This window comes from Agrococcus sp. Marseille-P2731 (assembly GCF_900117395.1).
Lineage (GTDB): Bacteria > Actinomycetota > Actinomycetes > Actinomycetales > Microbacteriaceae > Agrococcus.
Map to the genome: position 1 here is coordinate 413,062 of NZ_FPEG01000002.1, position 17,597 is coordinate 430,658.

The 17,597-nt window shown below is 71.4% G+C and carries 15 protein-coding genes; all 15 read right to left on the reverse strand.

Annotated features, from left to right (window positions below):
- Window positions 1–11: 11 nt before the first annotated feature.
- The 15 genes from BQ6202_RS05925 to BQ6202_RS05995 all read right to left on the reverse strand — a co-directional run bounded on the left by BQ6202_RS05925 (window position 12) and on the right by BQ6202_RS05995 (window position 17,588).
- Window positions 12–368, reverse strand: coding sequence for an RNA polymerase-binding protein RbpA (locus tag BQ6202_RS05925; protein ID WP_072313537.1), 357 nt, complete (start codon window positions 366–368; stop codon window positions 12–14).
- Window positions 368–616: a preprotein translocase subunit SecG gene (secG, locus tag BQ6202_RS05930; protein WP_072313538.1), complete on the reverse strand. Its 249-nt coding sequence runs from the start codon at window positions 614–616 to the stop codon at window positions 368–370. Before secG ends, BQ6202_RS05925 begins: the two co-directional genes overlap by 1 nt.
- Before the next feature lie 166 nt (window positions 617–782).
- Window positions 783–1,583 carry a triose-phosphate isomerase gene (gene tpiA, locus BQ6202_RS05935; protein WP_072313539.1) on the reverse strand — a complete coding sequence of 267 codons (801 nt, stop codon included), beginning with the start codon at window positions 1,581–1,583 and terminating at the stop codon, window positions 783–785.
- Window positions 1,577–2,788 carry a phosphoglycerate kinase gene (locus tag BQ6202_RS05940; protein WP_072313540.1) on the reverse strand — a complete coding sequence of 404 codons (1,212 nt, stop codon included), beginning with the start codon at window positions 2,786–2,788 and terminating at the stop codon, window positions 1,577–1,579. Before BQ6202_RS05940 ends, tpiA begins: the two co-directional genes overlap by 7 nt.
- Window positions 2,789–2,793: 5 nt before the next feature.
- Window positions 2,794–3,801, reverse strand: a complete 1,008-nt coding sequence (gene gap / locus BQ6202_RS05945; protein ID WP_072313541.1) for a type I glyceraldehyde-3-phosphate dehydrogenase — start codon at window positions 3,799–3,801, stop codon at window positions 2,794–2,796.
- 83 nt (window positions 3,802–3,884) lie between these two features.
- A complete protein-coding gene (locus tag BQ6202_RS05950) occupies window positions 3,885–4,508 on the reverse strand; it encodes a superoxide dismutase (RefSeq protein WP_072313542.1) in 624 nt (207 codons plus the stop codon).
- Window positions 4,509–4,614: 106 nt separating this feature from the next.
- Window positions 4,615–5,592, reverse strand: coding sequence for a DNA-binding protein WhiA (gene whiA / locus BQ6202_RS05955; protein WP_072313543.1), 978 nt, complete (start codon window positions 5,590–5,592; stop codon window positions 4,615–4,617).
- Between the two features lie 14 nt (window positions 5,593–5,606).
- On the reverse strand, window positions 5,607–6,470 hold the full coding sequence (rapZ, locus tag BQ6202_RS05960; RefSeq protein WP_072313544.1) for an RNase adapter RapZ: 864 nt from the start codon (window positions 6,468–6,470) through the stop codon (window positions 5,607–5,609).
- Window positions 6,467–8,407: an excinuclease ABC subunit UvrC gene (uvrC, locus tag BQ6202_RS05965; RefSeq protein ID WP_072313545.1), complete on the reverse strand. Its 1,941-nt coding sequence runs from the start codon at window positions 8,405–8,407 to the stop codon at window positions 6,467–6,469. The genes rapZ and uvrC overlap by 4 nt, the downstream gene beginning before the upstream one ends.
- Window positions 8,404–11,280 carry an excinuclease ABC subunit UvrA gene (uvrA, locus tag BQ6202_RS05970; protein WP_072313546.1) on the reverse strand — a complete coding sequence of 959 codons (2,877 nt, stop codon included), beginning with the start codon at window positions 11,278–11,280 and terminating at the stop codon, window positions 8,404–8,406. The genes uvrC and uvrA overlap by 4 nt, the downstream gene beginning before the upstream one ends.
- Window positions 11,281–11,332: 52 nt before the next feature.
- The gene (locus BQ6202_RS05975; protein ID WP_083587047.1) at window positions 11,333–13,051 is read right to left on the reverse strand and encodes an acetyl/propionyl/methylcrotonyl-CoA carboxylase subunit alpha; all 1,719 of its coding nucleotides are present in this window, start codon (window positions 13,049–13,051) and stop codon (window positions 11,333–11,335) included.
- A 25-nt stretch (window positions 13,052–13,076) separates the two neighbouring features.
- On the reverse strand, window positions 13,077–14,714 hold the full coding sequence (locus BQ6202_RS05980) for a 5-oxoprolinase subunit B/C family protein (RefSeq protein WP_072313547.1): 1,638 nt from the start codon (window positions 14,712–14,714) through the stop codon (window positions 13,077–13,079).
- On the reverse strand, window positions 14,711–15,541 hold the full coding sequence (locus tag BQ6202_RS05985) for a putative hydro-lyase (protein ID WP_072313548.1): 831 nt from the start codon (window positions 15,539–15,541) through the stop codon (window positions 14,711–14,713). The genes BQ6202_RS05980 and BQ6202_RS05985 overlap by 4 nt, the downstream gene beginning before the upstream one ends.
- Entirely contained in the window at window positions 15,538–16,308 is a 771-nt protein-coding gene (locus BQ6202_RS05990) for a LamB/YcsF family protein (RefSeq protein WP_072313549.1), read from the reverse strand. Before BQ6202_RS05990 ends, BQ6202_RS05985 begins: the two co-directional genes overlap by 4 nt.
- Window positions 16,305–17,588 carry an NRAMP family divalent metal transporter gene (locus tag BQ6202_RS05995; RefSeq protein ID WP_072313953.1) on the reverse strand — a complete coding sequence of 428 codons (1,284 nt, stop codon included), beginning with the start codon at window positions 17,586–17,588 and terminating at the stop codon, window positions 16,305–16,307. Before BQ6202_RS05995 ends, BQ6202_RS05990 begins: the two co-directional genes overlap by 4 nt.
- Window positions 17,589–17,597: the final 9 nt, after the last annotated feature.

The window sequence follows — 17,597 nt, forward strand, 5'->3', positions numbered from 1 at the left end:
CGGCTGAGCCGCTAGCCGCGGCCCTCTGCTGAGCGCAGCTTCTGCAGCGCCTCGTCGAGCAGCTGCACCGCCTCTTCGGGCGTGCGCCGCTCCTTCACATAGGCGAGGTGCGTCTTGTAGGGCTCGTTCTTCGCGACCTGCGGCGGGTTCTCCTTGTCGCGGCCGGCGGGCAGGCCGGTCGACGGCGAGTCGATCACGTCTGGCACCTCGTCGTCGGGCAGGTCGGCCGCGAAGTAGCGGACGGTCTCGTTGCCCATCGCATCCCAGTACGAGATCGCCACGCGCTCGGCGTGGAAGCCCCTGTCCTGCTCGCCCATGGGGCCCGCGCCGACGCGGGAGCCGCGGATCGCGCTTCCTCCGGAGGCCATCAGATGCCCGCGAACTTGGTGATGAGGCCGAGCACGACGATCGACGCGACCCACGCGAGGCTCACGACGACGGTGATCGCGTTCAGGTTGCGCTCCGCGACACCCGACGATCCGATCGACGAGCCGACGCCGCCGCCGAACATGTCGGAGAGACCGCCTCCGCGACCCTTGTGCAGCAGGATGAACAGCGTCAGCAGCACCGAAGTGATACCGAGGATCACCTGCATGATGATCTGGAGAATCTCCACTAGCCCTCTTCTCGATTCCTCGGCCGAAGCCGACTCCGTGAGCGCGCTCTCGGCAGCCCACGGCAAAGTCCAACGAGCATCCTATCGCAGCGATTCCCGGGCGGCCCGTCGGGATCCCGCGCGTTGCGCGCTGGGCGACGAGCCGACCGGGAATCGGCCGCTCGGATCAGGTGCCGACGTGCTGGCGGAACCGCGCGATCGCGGCGAACTCCGCGGCGTCGAGGCTCGCTCCGCCGACGAGCGCGCCGTCGACGTCGGGCTCGCGCATGAAGCCGGCGATGTTGCCGGACTTGACGCTGCCGCCGTAGAGGATGCGGGTCGAGGCGGCCGCCTCGTCGCCGCGCACCTCTGCGATGGCTTGGCGCAGCGCCTGGCACACCTGCTGTGCCTGCTCCGCGGTCGCCGCCTGGCCGGAGCCGATGGCCCAGACCGGCTCGTACGCCACGACGATCTCGCCGGCAGCCGGCAGCTCGGCGAGCACGTCGCGCAGCTGCTGCACCGGCACCGCGGATGCGCCGTGCTGCTCGAGGTCCTCGGCCGTCTCGCCGACGCAGATCACCGGGGTGACGCCGTGCGCGAGCGCTGCCGCCGCCTTCTTGCCCACCAGCGCATCCGTCTCGTGGTGGTCCTGGCGGCGCTCGGAGTGGCCGACGATCGCGTACCCGCACTCGAGCTTCGCGAGCATCGCGGCGGACACCTCGCCCGTGTGGGCGCCCGACTCGTGCTGCGAGACGTCCTGCGCGCCGAACCGCAGCTCGAACTTCTCTGCCGAGATGAGCGTCTGCACGCTGCGGAGGTCGGTGAACGGTGGGAACACCGCGACCTCGACGGCGGCGTGGTCGTGCTTGCCGTCCTGCAGCGCCCACGCGGTCTTCTGCACGAGCGCGATGGCCTGCAGGTGATCCTGGTTGAGCTTCCAGTTGCCCGCGATGAGCGGGATGCGGTCTGCGCGCTGCGCGGTCACCATCCGAGTGCCTCCAGTCCTGGGAGGCGGGCGCCCTCGAGGAACTCGAGGCTCGCACCGCCGCCGGTCGAGATGTGGCCGAACGCGTCGTCGGCGAAGCCCAGCTGCCGCACCGCGGCCGCGGAGTCGCCGCCGCCGACGACGGCGAGTCCGTCGGTCTCGGTGAGCGCCTGCGCGATGGCCTTGGTGCCCGCCGCGAACGCCTCCATCTCGAACACGCCCATGGGCCCGTTCCAGAAGACGGTCGTGGCGCTGCGGATGGCGTCGGCGAACGCGGCGGCGGAGTCGGGCCCGATGTCGAGGCCGATGCCCTGCTCGCCGAAGCGCGACTGCTCGATGGCGTCCGCAGCGACGGTCTCGTGCTCGGCATCGGCCGAGAAGGCGGATGCGACGACCACGTCGGTCGGGAGCAGCAGCTCGACGCCGAGCTCCTCCGCGCGCTGCAGGTAGACGCGCACGCGGTCGAGCTGATCCTCCTCGAGCAGGCTGGAGGCCACGCCGTGGCCCTGCGCCTTGAGGAAGGTGAAGAGCATGCCGCCGCCGATGAGCAGCCGGTCGACGCGCGGCAGGAGGTGCTCGATGACCCCCAGCTTGTCGCTGACCTTGGAGCCGCCGAGCACGACGGCATAGGGGCGCTCGGGCGACTCGGTGAGCCGCGAGAGCACCTCGAGCTCGCGCTCGACGAGCAGCCCTGCGGCGCTCGGCAGCGCCGCGGCGATCTCGAACACGCTCGCCTGCTCGCGATGCACGACGCCGAAGCCGTCGGAGACGAAGGCATCGGCGCCGTCGGCGAGCTGCGCGGCGAACGCGGCGCGCTCATCGGCGTCCTCGCTCGTCTCGCCGGGGTTGAAGCGCAGGTTCTCGAGCAGCGCGAACTGCCCGTCCTGCAGCGCGGCGCGGACGCGCCCGGCGTCCTCCCCCACCGTGTCGGTCGCGAAGGCGACCTCGGCGTCGAGGAGCTCGCCCAGTCGGTCCGCGACGGGAGCGAGGGAGTACTGCGCCTCGGGCGCGCCCTTCGGGCGGCCGAGGTGCGAGATCGCGACCACCTTCGCGCCCTGCTCGAGCAGGGCGCGAAGGGTGGGCAGCGATGCGACGATCCGGCCCTCGTCGGCGATGCGGCCGTCCTGCAGCGGCACGTTGAAGTCGCAGCGGATCAGGACGGTCTTCCCGGCGAGGTCGCCGAGCGACTCGAGCGTGCGGATCGTCATGGGTGTCAGAGCTTCGAGCCGACGTGCAGCGCGAGGTCGACGAGGCGGCAGGAGTAGCCCCACTCGTTGTCGTACCAGGACGAGACCTTGACCTGGTTGCCGAGCACGCGGGTCAGGCCGGCGTCGAAGATCGACGAGTGCGGGTTGCCGACGATGTCGGCGGAGACGATCTCGTCCTCCGTGTACTGCAGGAAGCCCTTGAGCGGGCCCGACTCGGCAGCCGCCTTGTAGGCCGCGTTGATCTCCTCGATCGTGAGGCCGTCGCGGGTCGAGATCGTCAGGTCGGTGATCGAGCCCGTCGGGGTCGGCACGCGCAGCGCGAAGCCGTCGAGCAGGCCGTTGAGCTCGGGGATGACGAGGCCGATCGCCTTCGCCGCGCCCGTGGAGGTCGGGATGACCGAGAGGGCGGCGGCGCGCGAGCGGCGCAGGTCGCTGTGCGGGCCGTCCTGCAGGTTCTGGTCGGCCGTGTAGGCGTGCACGGTCGTCATGAGGCCGCTCTGGATCCCGAAGTGCTCGTGGAACACCTGCGCCAGCGGCGCGAGGCAGTTCGTGGTGCACGACGCGTTCGAGATGACGTGGTCGTTCTCGGGGTCGTAGGACTCGTGGTTCACGCCCATCACGAACGTGGGGGCCGGGCCCTTCGCGGGCGCAGAGAGGATGACCTTCTTGGCGCCTGCGGTGAGGTGGGCGGATGCGTCCTCGACCTTGGTGAAGCGGCCGGTGGACTCGATCACGACGTCGACGTCGAGGTCTGCCCACGGCAGGTTGGCCGGGTCCTTCTCCTCGAGCGCGCGGATCGTGTCGTCGCCGACCGTGATGGTGCCCTCGTCGAAGCTCACCGGCGCGTCGATCGGACCGGAGACCGAGTCGTACTTCAGCAGGTGGGCGAGGGTCTTGTTGTCCGTGAGGTCGTTGACCGCGACGACGTCGATGTCAGCGCCCTGGGCAAGCGCTGCGCGGACGAAGTTGCGGCCGATTCGACCGAAGCCGTTGACGGCTACCTTCAGAGTCATAGGGGTGTTCCTGACTGTCGGGGTGGGATGGGGCCCCGGGCGCAGTGCCCGGAGCCCCGGTCACATGGTGACGTTGGGGTGGATCAGCGGACGATGAGGCCGGCGGTCTGCGACTTCGCCGCGTCGAAGCGGGCCTGCGCATCCTGCCAGTTCACGATGTTCCAGAACGCCTTGACGTAGTCGGCCTTGACGTTGAGGTAGTCCAGGTAGAACGCGTGCTCCCACATGTCGAGCATGAGGATCGGCTGCGTGCCCACGGGCACGTTGCCCTGCTGGTCGAAGAGCTGGAAGATGTTCAGCCGCGAACCGACCGAGTCCCAGGCGAGCACCGACCAGCCGGAACCCTGGATCGCGGTGGCGTTCTGGCTGAAGTGGCTCTGGAACTTGCCGAAGCCGCCGAAGAACTCGGTGATCGCCGCCTGCAGCTCGCCCTCGGGCTCGCCACCGCCGTCGCCGGACAGGTTGTTCCAGAAGATGGTGTGGTTCGTGTGCCCGCCGAGGTGGAACGCGAGGTCCTTCTCGAGCTTGTTGACGGCGCCGAAGTCGTCGGCGTCACGCGCGGCCTCGAGCTTCTCGAGGGCGGTGTTGGCACCGTCGACGTAGGTCTTGTGGTGCTTGTCGTGGTGGAGCTCCATGATCTTCGCTGAGATGTGGGGCTCGAGCGCCGCGTAGTCGTACGGCAGGTCAGGAAGGGTGTAGACGGCCATAGGAGGCTCTCCTCTCTCGTGCGCGCCGGGCGCGCCGATTCGTCATGCTGATCCTAGCCACGGCACCTTGCCGTGGGCAGGGCGAAGGGCTGTGCGGCAGCGGCGCTCACGCGTCGATGTCCTCCGGCACCGCGGCCTCGGTGCCGGGGATCCCCTGGTCCTGCGCGGCGCGGTCGGCCATCGCCAGCAGGCGGCGGATGCGGCCGGCCACGGCGTCCTTGGTCATGGTGGGCGAAGCGACGTGGCCGAGCTCGTCGAGGCTCGCATCCCGGTGCTCGAGGCGCAGGCGACCGGCGTAGGCCAGGTGCTCGGGCACCTCCGGCCCCAGGATCTCGAGCGCGCGCTCGATGCGGGCGCACGCGGCGACCGCGGCCTGGGCGCTGCGCCGCAGGTTCGCGTCGTCGAAGTTGACCAGTCGGTTCGCGGTCGCGCGCACCTCGCGGCGCTGGCGCAGCTCTGCCCACGCCTGCACCGTCTCGAGCGCGCCCATGGTCGTGAGCATGCGCGAGATCGGCTCGCCCTCGCGGATCACCACGCGGTGGGCGCCGCGCACCTCGCGCGACTTCGCGGGGATGCCGAGCCGCCCGGCGGCGCCGACGAGCGCCATCGCCGCCTCGTTGCCGGGGGCCGCCACCTCGAGCGCCGCCGAGCGGCCGGGGTCGGACAGCGAGCCCTGCGCGAGGAACGCGCCGCGCCAGATGCCGGCGAGATCCTCGAGCGAACCCGTGGTGACCTTGTTCGGCAGGCCGCGGACGGGACGACGCCGCGCATCCATGAGCCCTGTCTGCCGAGCGAGCGTCTCGCCCTCGGCGATGACGCGCACCAGGTAGGCACCGCTCGTGCGGTTCGTCGACGAGGAGATCTTCGCGATCTCGGCGCGCACGCCGTAGAGCTCGAGGATGCTCTTCGCGAGCCGCCGCGCCGCAGCCGCGGAGTCGAGCTCGCTCTCGACCGCGACGCGGTTCGAGATCACGTGCAGACCGCCCGCGAAGCGCAGCAGCGTCGCGACTTCGGCCGCCTTCGTCTGGGGCCGAGTCACGCGGACCCGCGCGAGCTCCTCCTTGACGTCGTCGGTCAATGCCACGCCTGCTCCTCTCGTCATTCGCGCCCCAGGTCGCGGTGCTTCACCGCGACGCGCAATCCGTGTGTGCCTGACAGCCGCTTCGCCAGGTGCTCGGCCATGGCGACCGAGCGGTGCTTGCCGCCCGTGCAGCCGACGCCCAGCACCGCGTGCAGCTTGTTCTCGCGCGCGAAGCCGGCCAGCACCGGCTTCAGCGCCTCGACGTAGCTGTCGGCGAACTCCGCCGCGCCCTCCTGCTGCAGCACGTAGTCGGAGACGACGGCCTCGGTGCCGTTGTGCCCGCGCAGCTCGGGGTTCCAGTAGGGGTTCGGCAGGAACCGCATGTCGGCGACCAGGTCGGCGTCGACCGGCAGCCCGTACTTGAAGCCGAAGCTCATCACGGTCAGCGTGACCTCGAGCTCGCCGCCGGGCGCGAAGCGCTCGCCGACCCTTGTCGTGAGCTGATGCGGGTTGAGGCCCGTGGTGTCGAGCAGGTCGTCGGCCATGCCGCGCAGCGGCTCGAGGCGGGTGCGCTCCATGCGGATGCCGTCGAGGATCGTGCCGTCGCCCTGCAGCGGGTGCGGCCGGCGGACCTGCTCGTAGCGGCGCACGAGCTCGGCGTCGCTCGCCTCCAGGAACAGCACGCGCACGCTGTGCTCGGCGCGCAGCATCTCGACGAATCGCTTCGCGTCGTCGAAGAGCACGCCACCGCGCACGTCCACCACGATCGCGAGCCGCGCCTCGGTGGAGGCGCTCGTGGCCGCGGTGCGCACGAGGGCGCGGAGCATCGTCGGCGGCAGGTTGTCGACGACGAACCAGCCGAGATCCTCCAGCGCGTTCGCGACGGTCGTGCGACCAGCACCGGACATCCCGGTGATGATGACGATCTCTCTGGCGTTCACGCTGGTCCCTGTCGCTCGGCTGGAGCACCCATCGTATCCGCGCTGAGGGATCGCGCGATGGCCACTGCGAGCGCACCCCCGACGCCAGGCACCTCCTGCAGCTGCTCCGGGCTCGCCGCGCGGACGCGCTTCGCGGAGCCGAAGTGCTTCAGCAGCGCGCGCACCCGACCTGGGCCGAGGCCGGGGATGCCGCTCAGCTCGGTCTCGATCGCGCTCGAGCGCTTCTGGCGCTGATAGCTGATCGCGACGCGGTGGGCCTCGTCGCGGAGCCGCTGCACGAGGTAGAGCGCCTCGCTCGTGCGCGGCAGGATCACCGGGTACTCGTCGTCGGGCAGCCAGAGCTCCTCGAGGCGCTTGGCGATGCCGGCGAGCGCCACCCCGCGCACGCCCGCCTCGTCGAGCGCGCGCTTCGCGGCCTGCACCTGCGGCCGACCGCCGTCGACGAGCAGCAGCTGGGGCGTGTAGGCGAAGCGTGTGCCGGTGTCCTCCGGATCCCCCTCCACGATGTAGCGGGCGCGCCGCGTGATCACCTGGTGGATCGAGTCGGTGTCGTCGGTCGTCTGGGCGATCGCGAACTTGCGGTACTGATCCTTTCGCGGCAGGCCGTCCTCGAAGACGACCATCGAGGCGACGACCCCGGTGCCGCCGAGGTGCGAGACGTCGAAGCACTCGATGCGCAGCGGCGCGTCACTCATGCCGAGCGCCTCCTGCAGGTCGGCGAGCGCCTGGGTGCGCGTGACGTAGTCGCTGGTGCGCTTCGTGCGGGCGACCTGCAGCGCGTGCGCGGCGTTCACCGCAGCGGAGTCGGCCAGCTTGCGCTTCTCCCCGCGCTGCGGGACGCGGACCGCGACCCGGCCGGTCAGCCCGTGGTCGGCGCGGCGATCGGTGAGCCAGGTCTCGACGACGTCGGGTGCGTCGGGCTGCTTCGGCAGCAGCACCTCGCGCGCCGGCGGGTCGCCCCCGTCGTACGCGATGCGCAGGATCTGCGTGGCCAGCTCGCTGTCGGTGAGGTCGATCTCGGTGTCCACGACCCACGACTTGGTGCCGCGGATGCGTCCCCCGCGGACGGCGAAGAGGTGCACGGCCGCGCTCAGCTCGTCGTGCACGAGCCCGAAGACGTCGGCGTCCACGTGATCCGAGAGCACGACGCTCGTGCGCTCCAGCACCATCTCCAGTGCCGCGAGCTGGTCGCGGAGCCGCGCCGCGCGCTCGAACTCGAGCCGGGCGCTCGCCCGCTGCATCTCCTCTCGCACGCGATCGACGAAGTCCTGGTCGCCGCCGTTCATGAACGCGACCAGGTCGCGGGCCGTCGCGCGGTGCTCGGCGTGCGTGACGCGCCCGACGCACGGTGCGGAGCACTTGCCGATGTCGCCGAGCAGGCACGGGCGCCCAGAGCGCTCCGCGCGGTCGTACACCGACTGGCTGCATGAGCGCATCGGGAACGCCTTCAGCAGCAGGTCGAGCGTCTCGCGGATCGCCCAGACCTTCGTGTACGGCCCGAAGTAGCGCGCGCCGCGCATGTTCCGGTTGCGGGTGATGAGCGCGCGCGGCACGTCGTCGCCCATGGTCACCGCGAGGTACGGGTAGGACTTGTCGTCCCGGAACTGCACGTTGAAGGGCGGCTCGTACTCCTTGATCCAGGTGAACTCGAGCTGCAGCGCCTCGAACTCGCTCGCCACGATCGTCCACTCGACCCGCACGGCCGTCAGCACCATGCGACGCGTGCGCTCGTGCAGGGTGCCGAGCGGCTGGAAGTAGTTCGCGAGCCGCTGGCGCAGGTTCTTCGCCTTGCCCACGTAGAGCACGCGCTCGTGCTCGTCGCGGAACCGGTAGACGCCCGGCGTCGTCGGGATGGTGCCGGGAGCGGGCTTGTAGGCCACGGTGCGGGACTCCGCGCGAGGCGAGCCCGCAGGCGTGGGCGCCGCGCCGTCGGTCATCGCACGCCCGCGCCCAGGATCTCCTTGAGGAACCCGCCCGTGTAGCTGCCCGGCACCTCCGCGACCTCCTCCGGCGTGCCTGTGGCGACGATCGTGCCGCCCCCTGAGCCGCCCTCGGGGCCGAGGTCGATGACCCAGTCGGCGCTCTTGATGACGTCGAGCGCGTGCTCGATCGTCAGCACGGTGTTGCCCTTCTCCACCAGCCCGTCGAGCACCTCGAGCAGCTTGCGCACGTCGTCGAAGTGCAGACCCGTGGTCGGCTCGTCGAGCACGTAGATCGCCCGGCCGGAGGTGCGGCGCTGCAGCTCGGTGGCGAGCTTGACGCGCTGCGCCTCGCCGCCGGAGAGCGTCGTGGCCGACTGGCCGAGCCGCACGTAGCCGAGCCCCACGTCCACGAGCGTCTTGAGGAACCGGTGGATGGAGGAGATGGGCCTGAAGAACTCGGCGGCCTCCTCGATCGGCATCTGGAGCACGTCGGCGATCGACTTGCCCTTGTAGTGCACCGAGAGGGTGTCGCGGTTGTAGCGCTTGCCGTGGCACACCTCGCACTCGACGTAGACGTCGGGCAGGAAGTTCATCTCGATCTTCAGCGTGCCGTCGCCCTGGCACGCCTCGCAGCGGCCGCCCTTGACGTTGAACGAGAAGCGGCCGGCCAGGTAGCCGCGCGCCTTCGCCTCCGCCGTCTCGGCGAACAGGTTGCGGATCTTGTCGAACACGCCCGTGTAGGTCGCGGGGTTGGAGCGCGGCGTGCGGCCGATCGGTCCCTGATCGACGTGCACCACCTTGTCGAGGTGGTCGAGCCCGGTGACCCGCGTGTGCTTCGCCGGCACCTGCCGAGCGCCGTTCAGCGCGTTGGCGAGCACCTTGTGGAGGATGTCGTTCACGAGCGTCGACTTGCCGGAGCCCGACACACCCGTGACCGCGACGAGCACGCCGAGCGGGATGTCCACATCCACGTTCTGCAGGTTGTTGGCGCGTGCCCCCACGATGCGGAGCATGCGGTCGGGGTCGATCGGCCGCCTCGTCGCGGGCACCGGGATCGACTCGCGACCGGAGAGGTAGGCGCCCGTGAGCGAGCGCTCGTTCTCGAGCAGCGACTCGTAGCTGCCGGAGTGCACGACCTCGCCGCCGTGCTCGCCGGCGCCGGGGCCGATGTCGACGATCCAGTCGGCGGTGCGGATGGTGTCCTCGTCGTGCTCCACGACGATCAGGGTGTTGCCGAGGTCGCGCAGCGCCTCGAGCGTCGAGATCAGGCGCCGGTTGTCGCGCTGGTGGAGCCCGATCGAGGGCTCGTCGAGCACGTACAGCACGCCCGTCAGGCCGGCGCCGATCTGGGTGGCGAGGCGGATGCGCTGGGCCTCGCCGCCGGAGAGGGTCGCGGCCGCGCGGGCGAGCGAGAGGTAGCCGAGACCGACCCGGATGAGGAAGTCGAGCCGCGCGCGGATCTCGCGCAGCACCGCGGCGGCGATCATCGCCTCGCGGTCGTCGAGGTCGAGCTCGTCCATGAAGCGGTGGGCGTCGGTGAGGCTCATGTCGGCAACGCTCGAGATGGAGCTGCCGTGCACCGTGACGGCGAGCACCTCGGGCTTCAGCCTGGCGCCGCCGCACTCGGGGCACGGCACCTCGCGCAGGTACTCGCCGTGCTTGGCGCGCACCCAGTCGCTGTCTGCCTCGGAGTGCTTCCGCTGGATGTAGGGCATGACGCCCTCGTAGCCGGATGCGTACTTCAGCTGCCTGCCGAAGCGGTTGCGCCACTGCACCATGACGTTGCCGTCGGTGCCGTGCAGCACGACCTTGCGCACGTCGTCGTCGAGCTCGCCCCAGGGGGTGTCGAGCGAGAAGCCCATCTCGGTGGCGAGGCCCTTGAGCAGCCGCTCGAAGTAGGTGTAGAGCCCCTTGCCCGACTGCGTCCAGGGCAGGATCGCTCCCTCGCGGATGGAGAGCGAGTCGTCGGCGATCACGAGGTCTGCGTCGGCGGCCATGCGGGTGCCGATGCCTGCGCACTCTGGGCACGCGCCGAACGGCGCGTTGAACGAGAAGGTTCGCGGCTCGATCTCGGTGAGCGTGACGGGGTGGCGATTGGGGCACGAGAGCTTCTCGCTGAACGTGCGGCGCCGCTGCGCGTCCTGCTCGTCGAGATCGACGTAGTCGATCGTCACGAGGCCGTCGGCGAGGCGCAGGCCCGTCTCGAGCGAGTCGGTCAGGCGCGACAGGCCCTCGGGATCGGCGACGAGGCGGTCGACGACCACCGAGATGTCGTGCTTGTTCTGCTTCTTCAGCGCCGGCGCCTCCGCGAGCTGCACGAGCTCGCCGTCGATCACGGCGCGCGAGTAGCCGGTGGCGACCAGGTTGCGGATCAGGTCGGCGAACTCGCCCTTCTTCTGCTGCACGACCGGCGCGAGGATCTGGAAGCGGGTGCGCTCCGGCAGCTCCATGAGCTCGTCGGCGATCTGCTGCACGGTCTGCCGCTGGATGCGCTCGCCGCAGACCGCGCAGTGCGGCACGCCGATGCGGGCCCAGAGCAGGCGCATGTAGTCGAACACCTCGGTGATCGTGCCGACCGTCGAGCGCGGGTTGCGGTTGGTCGACTTCTGGTCGATCGAGACGGCCGGGCTCAGGCCCTCGATGAAGTCGACGTCGGGCCGGTCGACCTGGCCCAGGAACTGCCGCGCGTACGCGGAGAGCGACTCGACGTAGCGACGCTGCCCCTCGGCGAAGATGGTGTCGAACGCGAGCGACGACTTGCCCGATCCCGACAGGCCGGTGAACACCACCAGGGCGTCGCGCGGGATGCGCAGATCGACGTCCTTGAGGTTGTGCTCGCGCGCGCCGCGGACGTGCAGCTCTGGGGTGGAGGTGGTCGTGGATGTCACCCGATGAGTCTACGTTCGGCCACCCACACGCGAGCCGGTGTTCGCGGCGGGCTCACCCCGCGATGCGGGCGATGGCCTCGTCGACGGCGACGCTCGCACCCACGGCGACGAGCTGCTCCAGGGTGCCGGAGCGGTGCGCGAGCACGCGGGTCTCCATCTTCATCGCGTCGAGGACCGCGACCTCCTCCCCCTCGGTGACGGCCGCATCCGCCGCCACCAGCCAGCGCACGAGGGAGCCGGGCACGGGCGCGACGAGCGCGCGCTCGTCCGGCGCGGGCGCGCTGGCGGCCGCCTGCGGGACCGCCCCTGCCGCGATGCCGAGCAGCGCATCCGGAAGCCCCAGCACCACGCGCCGCCCGTCGACCTCGATCGGCACGCGTCGCAGCCCGGAGGGCGCATGCGCGGCCGGCCTGGACTGCAGCTCGAGCCGAGGCATGAGCGTCGCCTCGATCCACTGGGTCGAGACGGCGAAGCCCGCCGTCGAGAACGCGGGCTCCTCGAGCAGCGCCTCGGCGAAGGGAGCGACGGTCGCGATCCCGGTGACCTCGAGCTCGCCCAGCGCCCTGCGCATGCGCACCAGGGCGGCGTCGCGGTCGGCGGCGTGCACGATGAGCTTGGCGGCGAGCGAGTCGAAGGCCGCCTCCACCGTGTCACCGGCCTCCACGCCCGCATCCCAGCGGATGCCAGGGCCGGCGGGCACCCGGAGCGTCTCGACGCGCCCGGGGCTCGGCAGGAACCCGCGGCCCGGGTCCTCGGCGTTCAGGCGCAGCTCGATGGCATGGCCCACCGGAGTCGGCGTCTCGGTGAAGGAGGGCCCGAGGCCCTCGGCGATGCGCAGCTGCTCGCGCACGAGGTCGACGCCCGTGACGGCCTCGGTGACCGGATGCTCGACCTGCAGCCGCGTGTTGACCTCCAGGAACGAGATGGTGCCGTCCGCGCCCAGCAGGAACTCGACCGTGCCGGCACCGCGGTAGTCGACCGCCGCGCAGATGTCGCGCGCGGCGGCGTGGATGCGCGCCCGCTGCTCGTCGGTGAGGCCGGGGGCGGGGGCCTCCTCGACGAGCTTCTGGCTGCGGCGCTGCAGCGAGCAGTCCCGATCGCCGACCACCACCACGCGTCCGCGCCCGTCACCGAGCACCTGGGCCTCGACGTGCCGCGGATGCTCGAGGTAGCGCTCGATGAAGCACTCCCCGCGCCCGAACGCCGCGACGGCCTCGCGCGTGGCCGAGTCGAACGCATCCGCGACCTCGTCGATCGTGCGCGCCACCTTGAGCCCTCGCCCGCCGCCGCCGAACGCGGCCTTCACGACGACGGGCAGGCCGTGCTCGCGCGCGAAGGCGACGGCCTCGGAGGCGTCGGCCAGCGGCCGGTCGGTGCCGGGCGCGAGCGGTGCACCGGTCTCGAGCGCGATCGTGCGCGCCGTCACCTTGTCGCCGAGCGCCTCGATCGTCTCCGGGCTCGGCCCGATCCAGGTGAGGCCAGCCTCCTCGACGGCGCGCGCGAAGGCTGCGCTCTCCGAGAGGAAGCCGTAGCCGGGGTGCACGGCGTCGGCGCCTGCGGTGCGCGCGGCGTCGAGCAGCGACTCGATGCTCAAGTAGGTCTCGGCAGCGGTCGTGCCGCCGAGCGCCACCGCCTCGTCGGCGTGGCGCACGTGCATGGCGTCGACATCCTGGTCGGCGTAGACGGCGACCGAGCGGTAGCCGGCCTCTGCGCATGCTCGTGCGACGCGGACGGCGATCTCGCCGCGGTTGGCGATGAGGATCTTCTGCACGATCGCTCCTGTCAGTCGGTCTGTGTCAGACGATGGGCGTGCCGGCGGACTGCTCGGCGGGGTGCTCGCAGGCGGGGTGCTCGGCGATGCGGAAGCGGATGCGGGCGCCCGGCGGGAGCTGGCCCGCGAGGTCGAGGTCGCGGTCGACGACCGCACCGATGATCGGGTAGCCGCCCGTGAGCGGGTGGTCGGGCAGGAAGAGCACGGGCTGGCCGTCCGGCGGCACCTGGATCGCGCCGGTGACCGCTCCCTCGCTCTCGAGTTCGCCCAGCCGCGCACGTGCGAGCGGCGTCGCCCCGTGCAGCCGCACGCCGACGCGATCCGAGCGCGGCGTGACCTCCCACTCCTGCTCGACGAGGGTGCGCAGCGCCGCCGGCGTGAACCAGTCGTCCCTCGGCCCCAGCACGATCGAGAGCTCGACGGTCTCGCCTGCGATCGGCATCGGGATGCGAGGTGCGCGGATGTGCTCGACGGCGGCGATGCCCCTGGCTGGACCGTGGAGCGGCAGCACGTCGCCTGCGCTGAGCGGCTCGGGGCCCAGCTGCGCGAGCGTGTCGGTCGCGAGGCTGCCGAGCACCGCATCGAGCGCCACGCCGCCGCGGATCGCGAGCAGCATCCGCAGCCCGTCCTGCGCGGCGCCGATGCGCAGCTCGTCGCCGTCCTCGACGGCGATCGCCCGACCGGGCTCGACGGCGATCTGGGTGCCCGGCCCTTCGGCATCCGTCGCCTCGTGGGAAGCCCGCCGCGCTGGGTGCAGCGAGGCGTCAACGAGCGCTCCGGCGAGCGCGATCACCGCAGCCCCGCGGAAGCGGAGCATCGCTCCCCCACCTGCCAGCTCGAGCGCACCTTCGCCGGGGGCGTTGCCGACCGCCCGGTTCGCCTCCCTCAGCGCAGTTCGGTCGGCGGTGCCGGATGCCGCGACGCCCTGTGCGGCCATCCCCGGCCTGCCCAGATCCTGCACCAGCAGCTGCAGCCCGGGCCGCAGGACCTCGACGGCGTGGGGCGCGTCGACGACTGCCCGCTCGACCGCCGGGTGCTCCAGCAGCTCGCGCTCGATGCGCTCGAACCGCACCGTCGTGCCTGGGCTCAGCAGCGCAGCGGGCTGCCGGTCCAGGTCCCACATCGCGAGATCCGTGCGACCGATGAGTTGCCAGCCACCGGGGCTCTGCTTCGGGTACACGCCCGAGAACCGCCCGGCGAGCGCGACCGAGCCGGCGGGGATGCGCGTGCGGGGCGATGCGCGGCGCGGCACGTCGAACAGCGTGTCGTCGCCCACGAGATAGCCGAAGCCGGGCGCGAAGCCGGTGAAGGCGACCGTCCACGTCGCGGCCTGGTGTCGGGCGACGAGCTCTTCGATCCCGACGTCGAGCAGCGCTGCGACCTCTGCCAGGTCCTCGCCGTCGTAGCGGACCGGGATCGCGACAGCGTCGGTGCTCTGCGCGCGCGGCGCGGCAGGCTCGACGGCCAGCAGGCGCTCGGCGAGCGCGGCGGCGGAGACCAGGGTCGGATCGAACCGCACGAGGATGGTGCGGGCTGCGGGCACGAGCTCGGTGACCCCGGGCAGCGCCGCCTCGGCCAGCGCGGGCAGCAGCCGCATGGACTCGTCGAGATCGGCCGCCTCGAGCAGCAGCGCGGTGTCCGCCGCGGTGAGCACCCTCGTCATGCGGCGTACGCGGCGTCGGGCACGTCGGTCACGAACATGGAGCCGGGCGCGTGCGTCACGGCGAACGGCGGCCGGGAGGCGACGATCGCGGCCTGCGGGGTGACGCCGCAGGCCCAGAAGACGGGCACGTCACCATCGAGGAGGGCAGGCGCGTCCCCGAACTCCGGGCTGCCGAGGTCGGCGATGCCGAGCGAGGCGGGGTCTCCGATGTGCACCGGCGCGCCGTGCGCGGCGGGGAACCTGCCCGAGATCGTCACCGCATCCGCCACCATCGACGCCGGGATCGGGCGCATCGAGACGACCATGTCGCCATGCAGCCTGCCGGCCGGCTCGCAGGCCGTGCTGGTGCGGTACATCGGCACGTTGCGACCGAGCTCCCGGTGGCGGATGGGGATGCCCGCGTCGACGAGACCGGCCTCGAACGTGAACGAGCACCCGATCAGGAACGACACCAGGTCGGGATGCTCCTCCCAGGCCGCCGAGGCATCCGTCGTCTCCTCCGCGAGCTCGCCGTCGCGCCAGATGCGGTAGCGGGGGATGTCGGTGCGGATGTCGGAGCCGGGCGCGAGCCGCGACTCGACGCGGCCCGCCTCGAGCACCTCGAGCACCGGGCACGGCTTCGGGTTGCGCTGCGCGAACAGCAGGGTCTCGAACGCCCAGTCGGCCGGCACGGCGATCAGGTTCGCCTGCACGAGGCCGTGCGCGATCCCGCTCGTCGCCTCAGAGGCTCCCAGCCGGTAGCGCGCTCGAGCATCTCGCCCCGCCGTGGTCTGCGACGCGGATGCGCGAGTGGCGGATGCGCGGGCAGCGGACGCGCGGGTGGTCACGAGCGCTCCCCCGCGAACGGCGCGATCGTCACCCCGGCGGCCTCGAGGGCCTCGCGCGTGGCGCTCGCCATCGCGATCGCACCGGCGCTGTCGCCGTGCACGCAGATCGACTCGGCCCGCACCGCGACGTCGGTGCCGTCGATCGCCTCGACGACGCCCTCCTGCGCGAGCCGCACCATCCGCGCGGCCGCGAGTGCCGGGTCGTGGAGCACCGAGCCCGGTTCGGTGCGGGAGACGAGCAGCCCCGTCGGCGTGTAGGCGCGATCGGCGAACGCCTCCGCGGCGGTGGCGAGCCCGACGCGCTCAGCGATGTCGAGCACGACACCCCCCGCGAGCCCCAGCAGCACGAGCGACGGGTCCACGGCCCGGATCGCCGCGACGACGTCCTTCGCCTGCCGCTCGTCGCGGGCGATCGTGTTGTACAGCGCGCCGTGCGGCTTCACGTAGACCGCACGGCCGCCAGCTGCACCTGCGAGCGCCTGCAGGGCACCGAGCTGGTACTCGACATGGGCCTGGAGCGTCGCGGAGTCGATCTCCACCTCCACGCGACCGAAGTTCGGGTAGTCGCGGTAGCCGGGGTGGGCGCCGATGGCGACGCCCCGCTCCACCGCCGCTCGCAGCGTCGCCGCGATGCCCTCGGGGCTCCCGGCGTGGAAGCCGCAGGAGACGTTCGCGCTCGTGACGATGCGCAGCATCGCCTCGTCGTCGCCGACGATCCGCTCCGGCACGTTCTCGCCCAGGTCGGAGTTCAGGTCGATCACGGTCATGCCCCGACCCCCAGGAAGGCGAAGATCGGGCCGATCGAGTTGGCGCCCATCCAGAAGCTCAGCAGGGTCGCGATCGTGCCGATGATGAGCAGCCACCGCGGGTAGCGATAGCCGCCCAGCACGTCCTTCGACCGGAACCAGCCGATGTACATGAAGATCGTCAGCCCGATCGGCAGGATCAGGCCGTTGAAGCCACCGACGAAGACCAGCAGTGCGGCGGGCGCCGTGCCGATGAGCAGGTAGACGACGAGCGAGACGACGATGAAGGCGACGGTCGCGACCTGCAGCGGCCAACCACCGGCCAGCCGCTTCGAGAAGACCGACATGAAGGTCGCGGAGGTGAAGGCTGCGCCGATCACCGAGGTGATGGCCGCCGCCCAGAAGATGAAGCCGAAGATGCGCAGGCCGGCCTCGCCCAGCACGTGGCCGAAGGCCTGGGCGGCGGGGTTGGCCGCCTGGCCGGCGAGGTCGAGCGTGACGCCCGATGCCACGACGCCGAGGATGGCGAGGAAGAGCACGTAGCGCATGATGCCGGTGACGAGGATGCCCTGCATCGACGCTCGGTGCACGCCCTGCACGTGGTCGGGGCCGACGAACCCCGATTCCAGGTAGCGGTGCGCGCCTGCATAGGTGATGTAGCCGCCGACGGTGCCGCCCACGATCGTCGTGATGGTGGCGAAGCTGATCTCGTCGGGCACGATCGTCTGGCGCAGGGCCTCGCCGATGGGCGGCTGCGAGGCGATCGCCACGATGAGCGTCATGGCGATCATGCCGATGCCCAGCACCATGACGACGATGTCGACGACTGGCCCCGCCTTCTTGAACAGGAAGATGCCGATCGCCAGGGCGCCGGTGAGCAGGCCGCCGATCTTCGGGTCGAGCCCGAGCAGGGCGTTGAGCCCCAGCCCGCCTCCGGCGATGTTGCCGATGTTGAACGCCAGGCCGCCGATGATGATGAGCACTGCGAGCACGTGCCCCGAGTAGGGCACCGCCTGGTTGGCGAGGTCGCCCGCCCGCTTGCCAGAGACGGTGATCATGCGCCAGATGTTCATCTGCACCGCGAAGTCGATGAGGATCGACACGAGGATGGCGAAGGCGAAGGCGGCGCCGAGCTGGGCGGTGAAGGTGGCGGTCTGCGTGATGAAGCCCGGCCCGATGGCCGAGGTCGCCATGAGGAAGATGGCGCCGAGGATCGGCCCCCTGCGGCTCTTGGCGAACGCCTTGGCCTTGGCCTTCGATGGCTGCTCTGCAGTGCTGGACTGCTGCGGTGCGTCGGTCATCGGGATTCC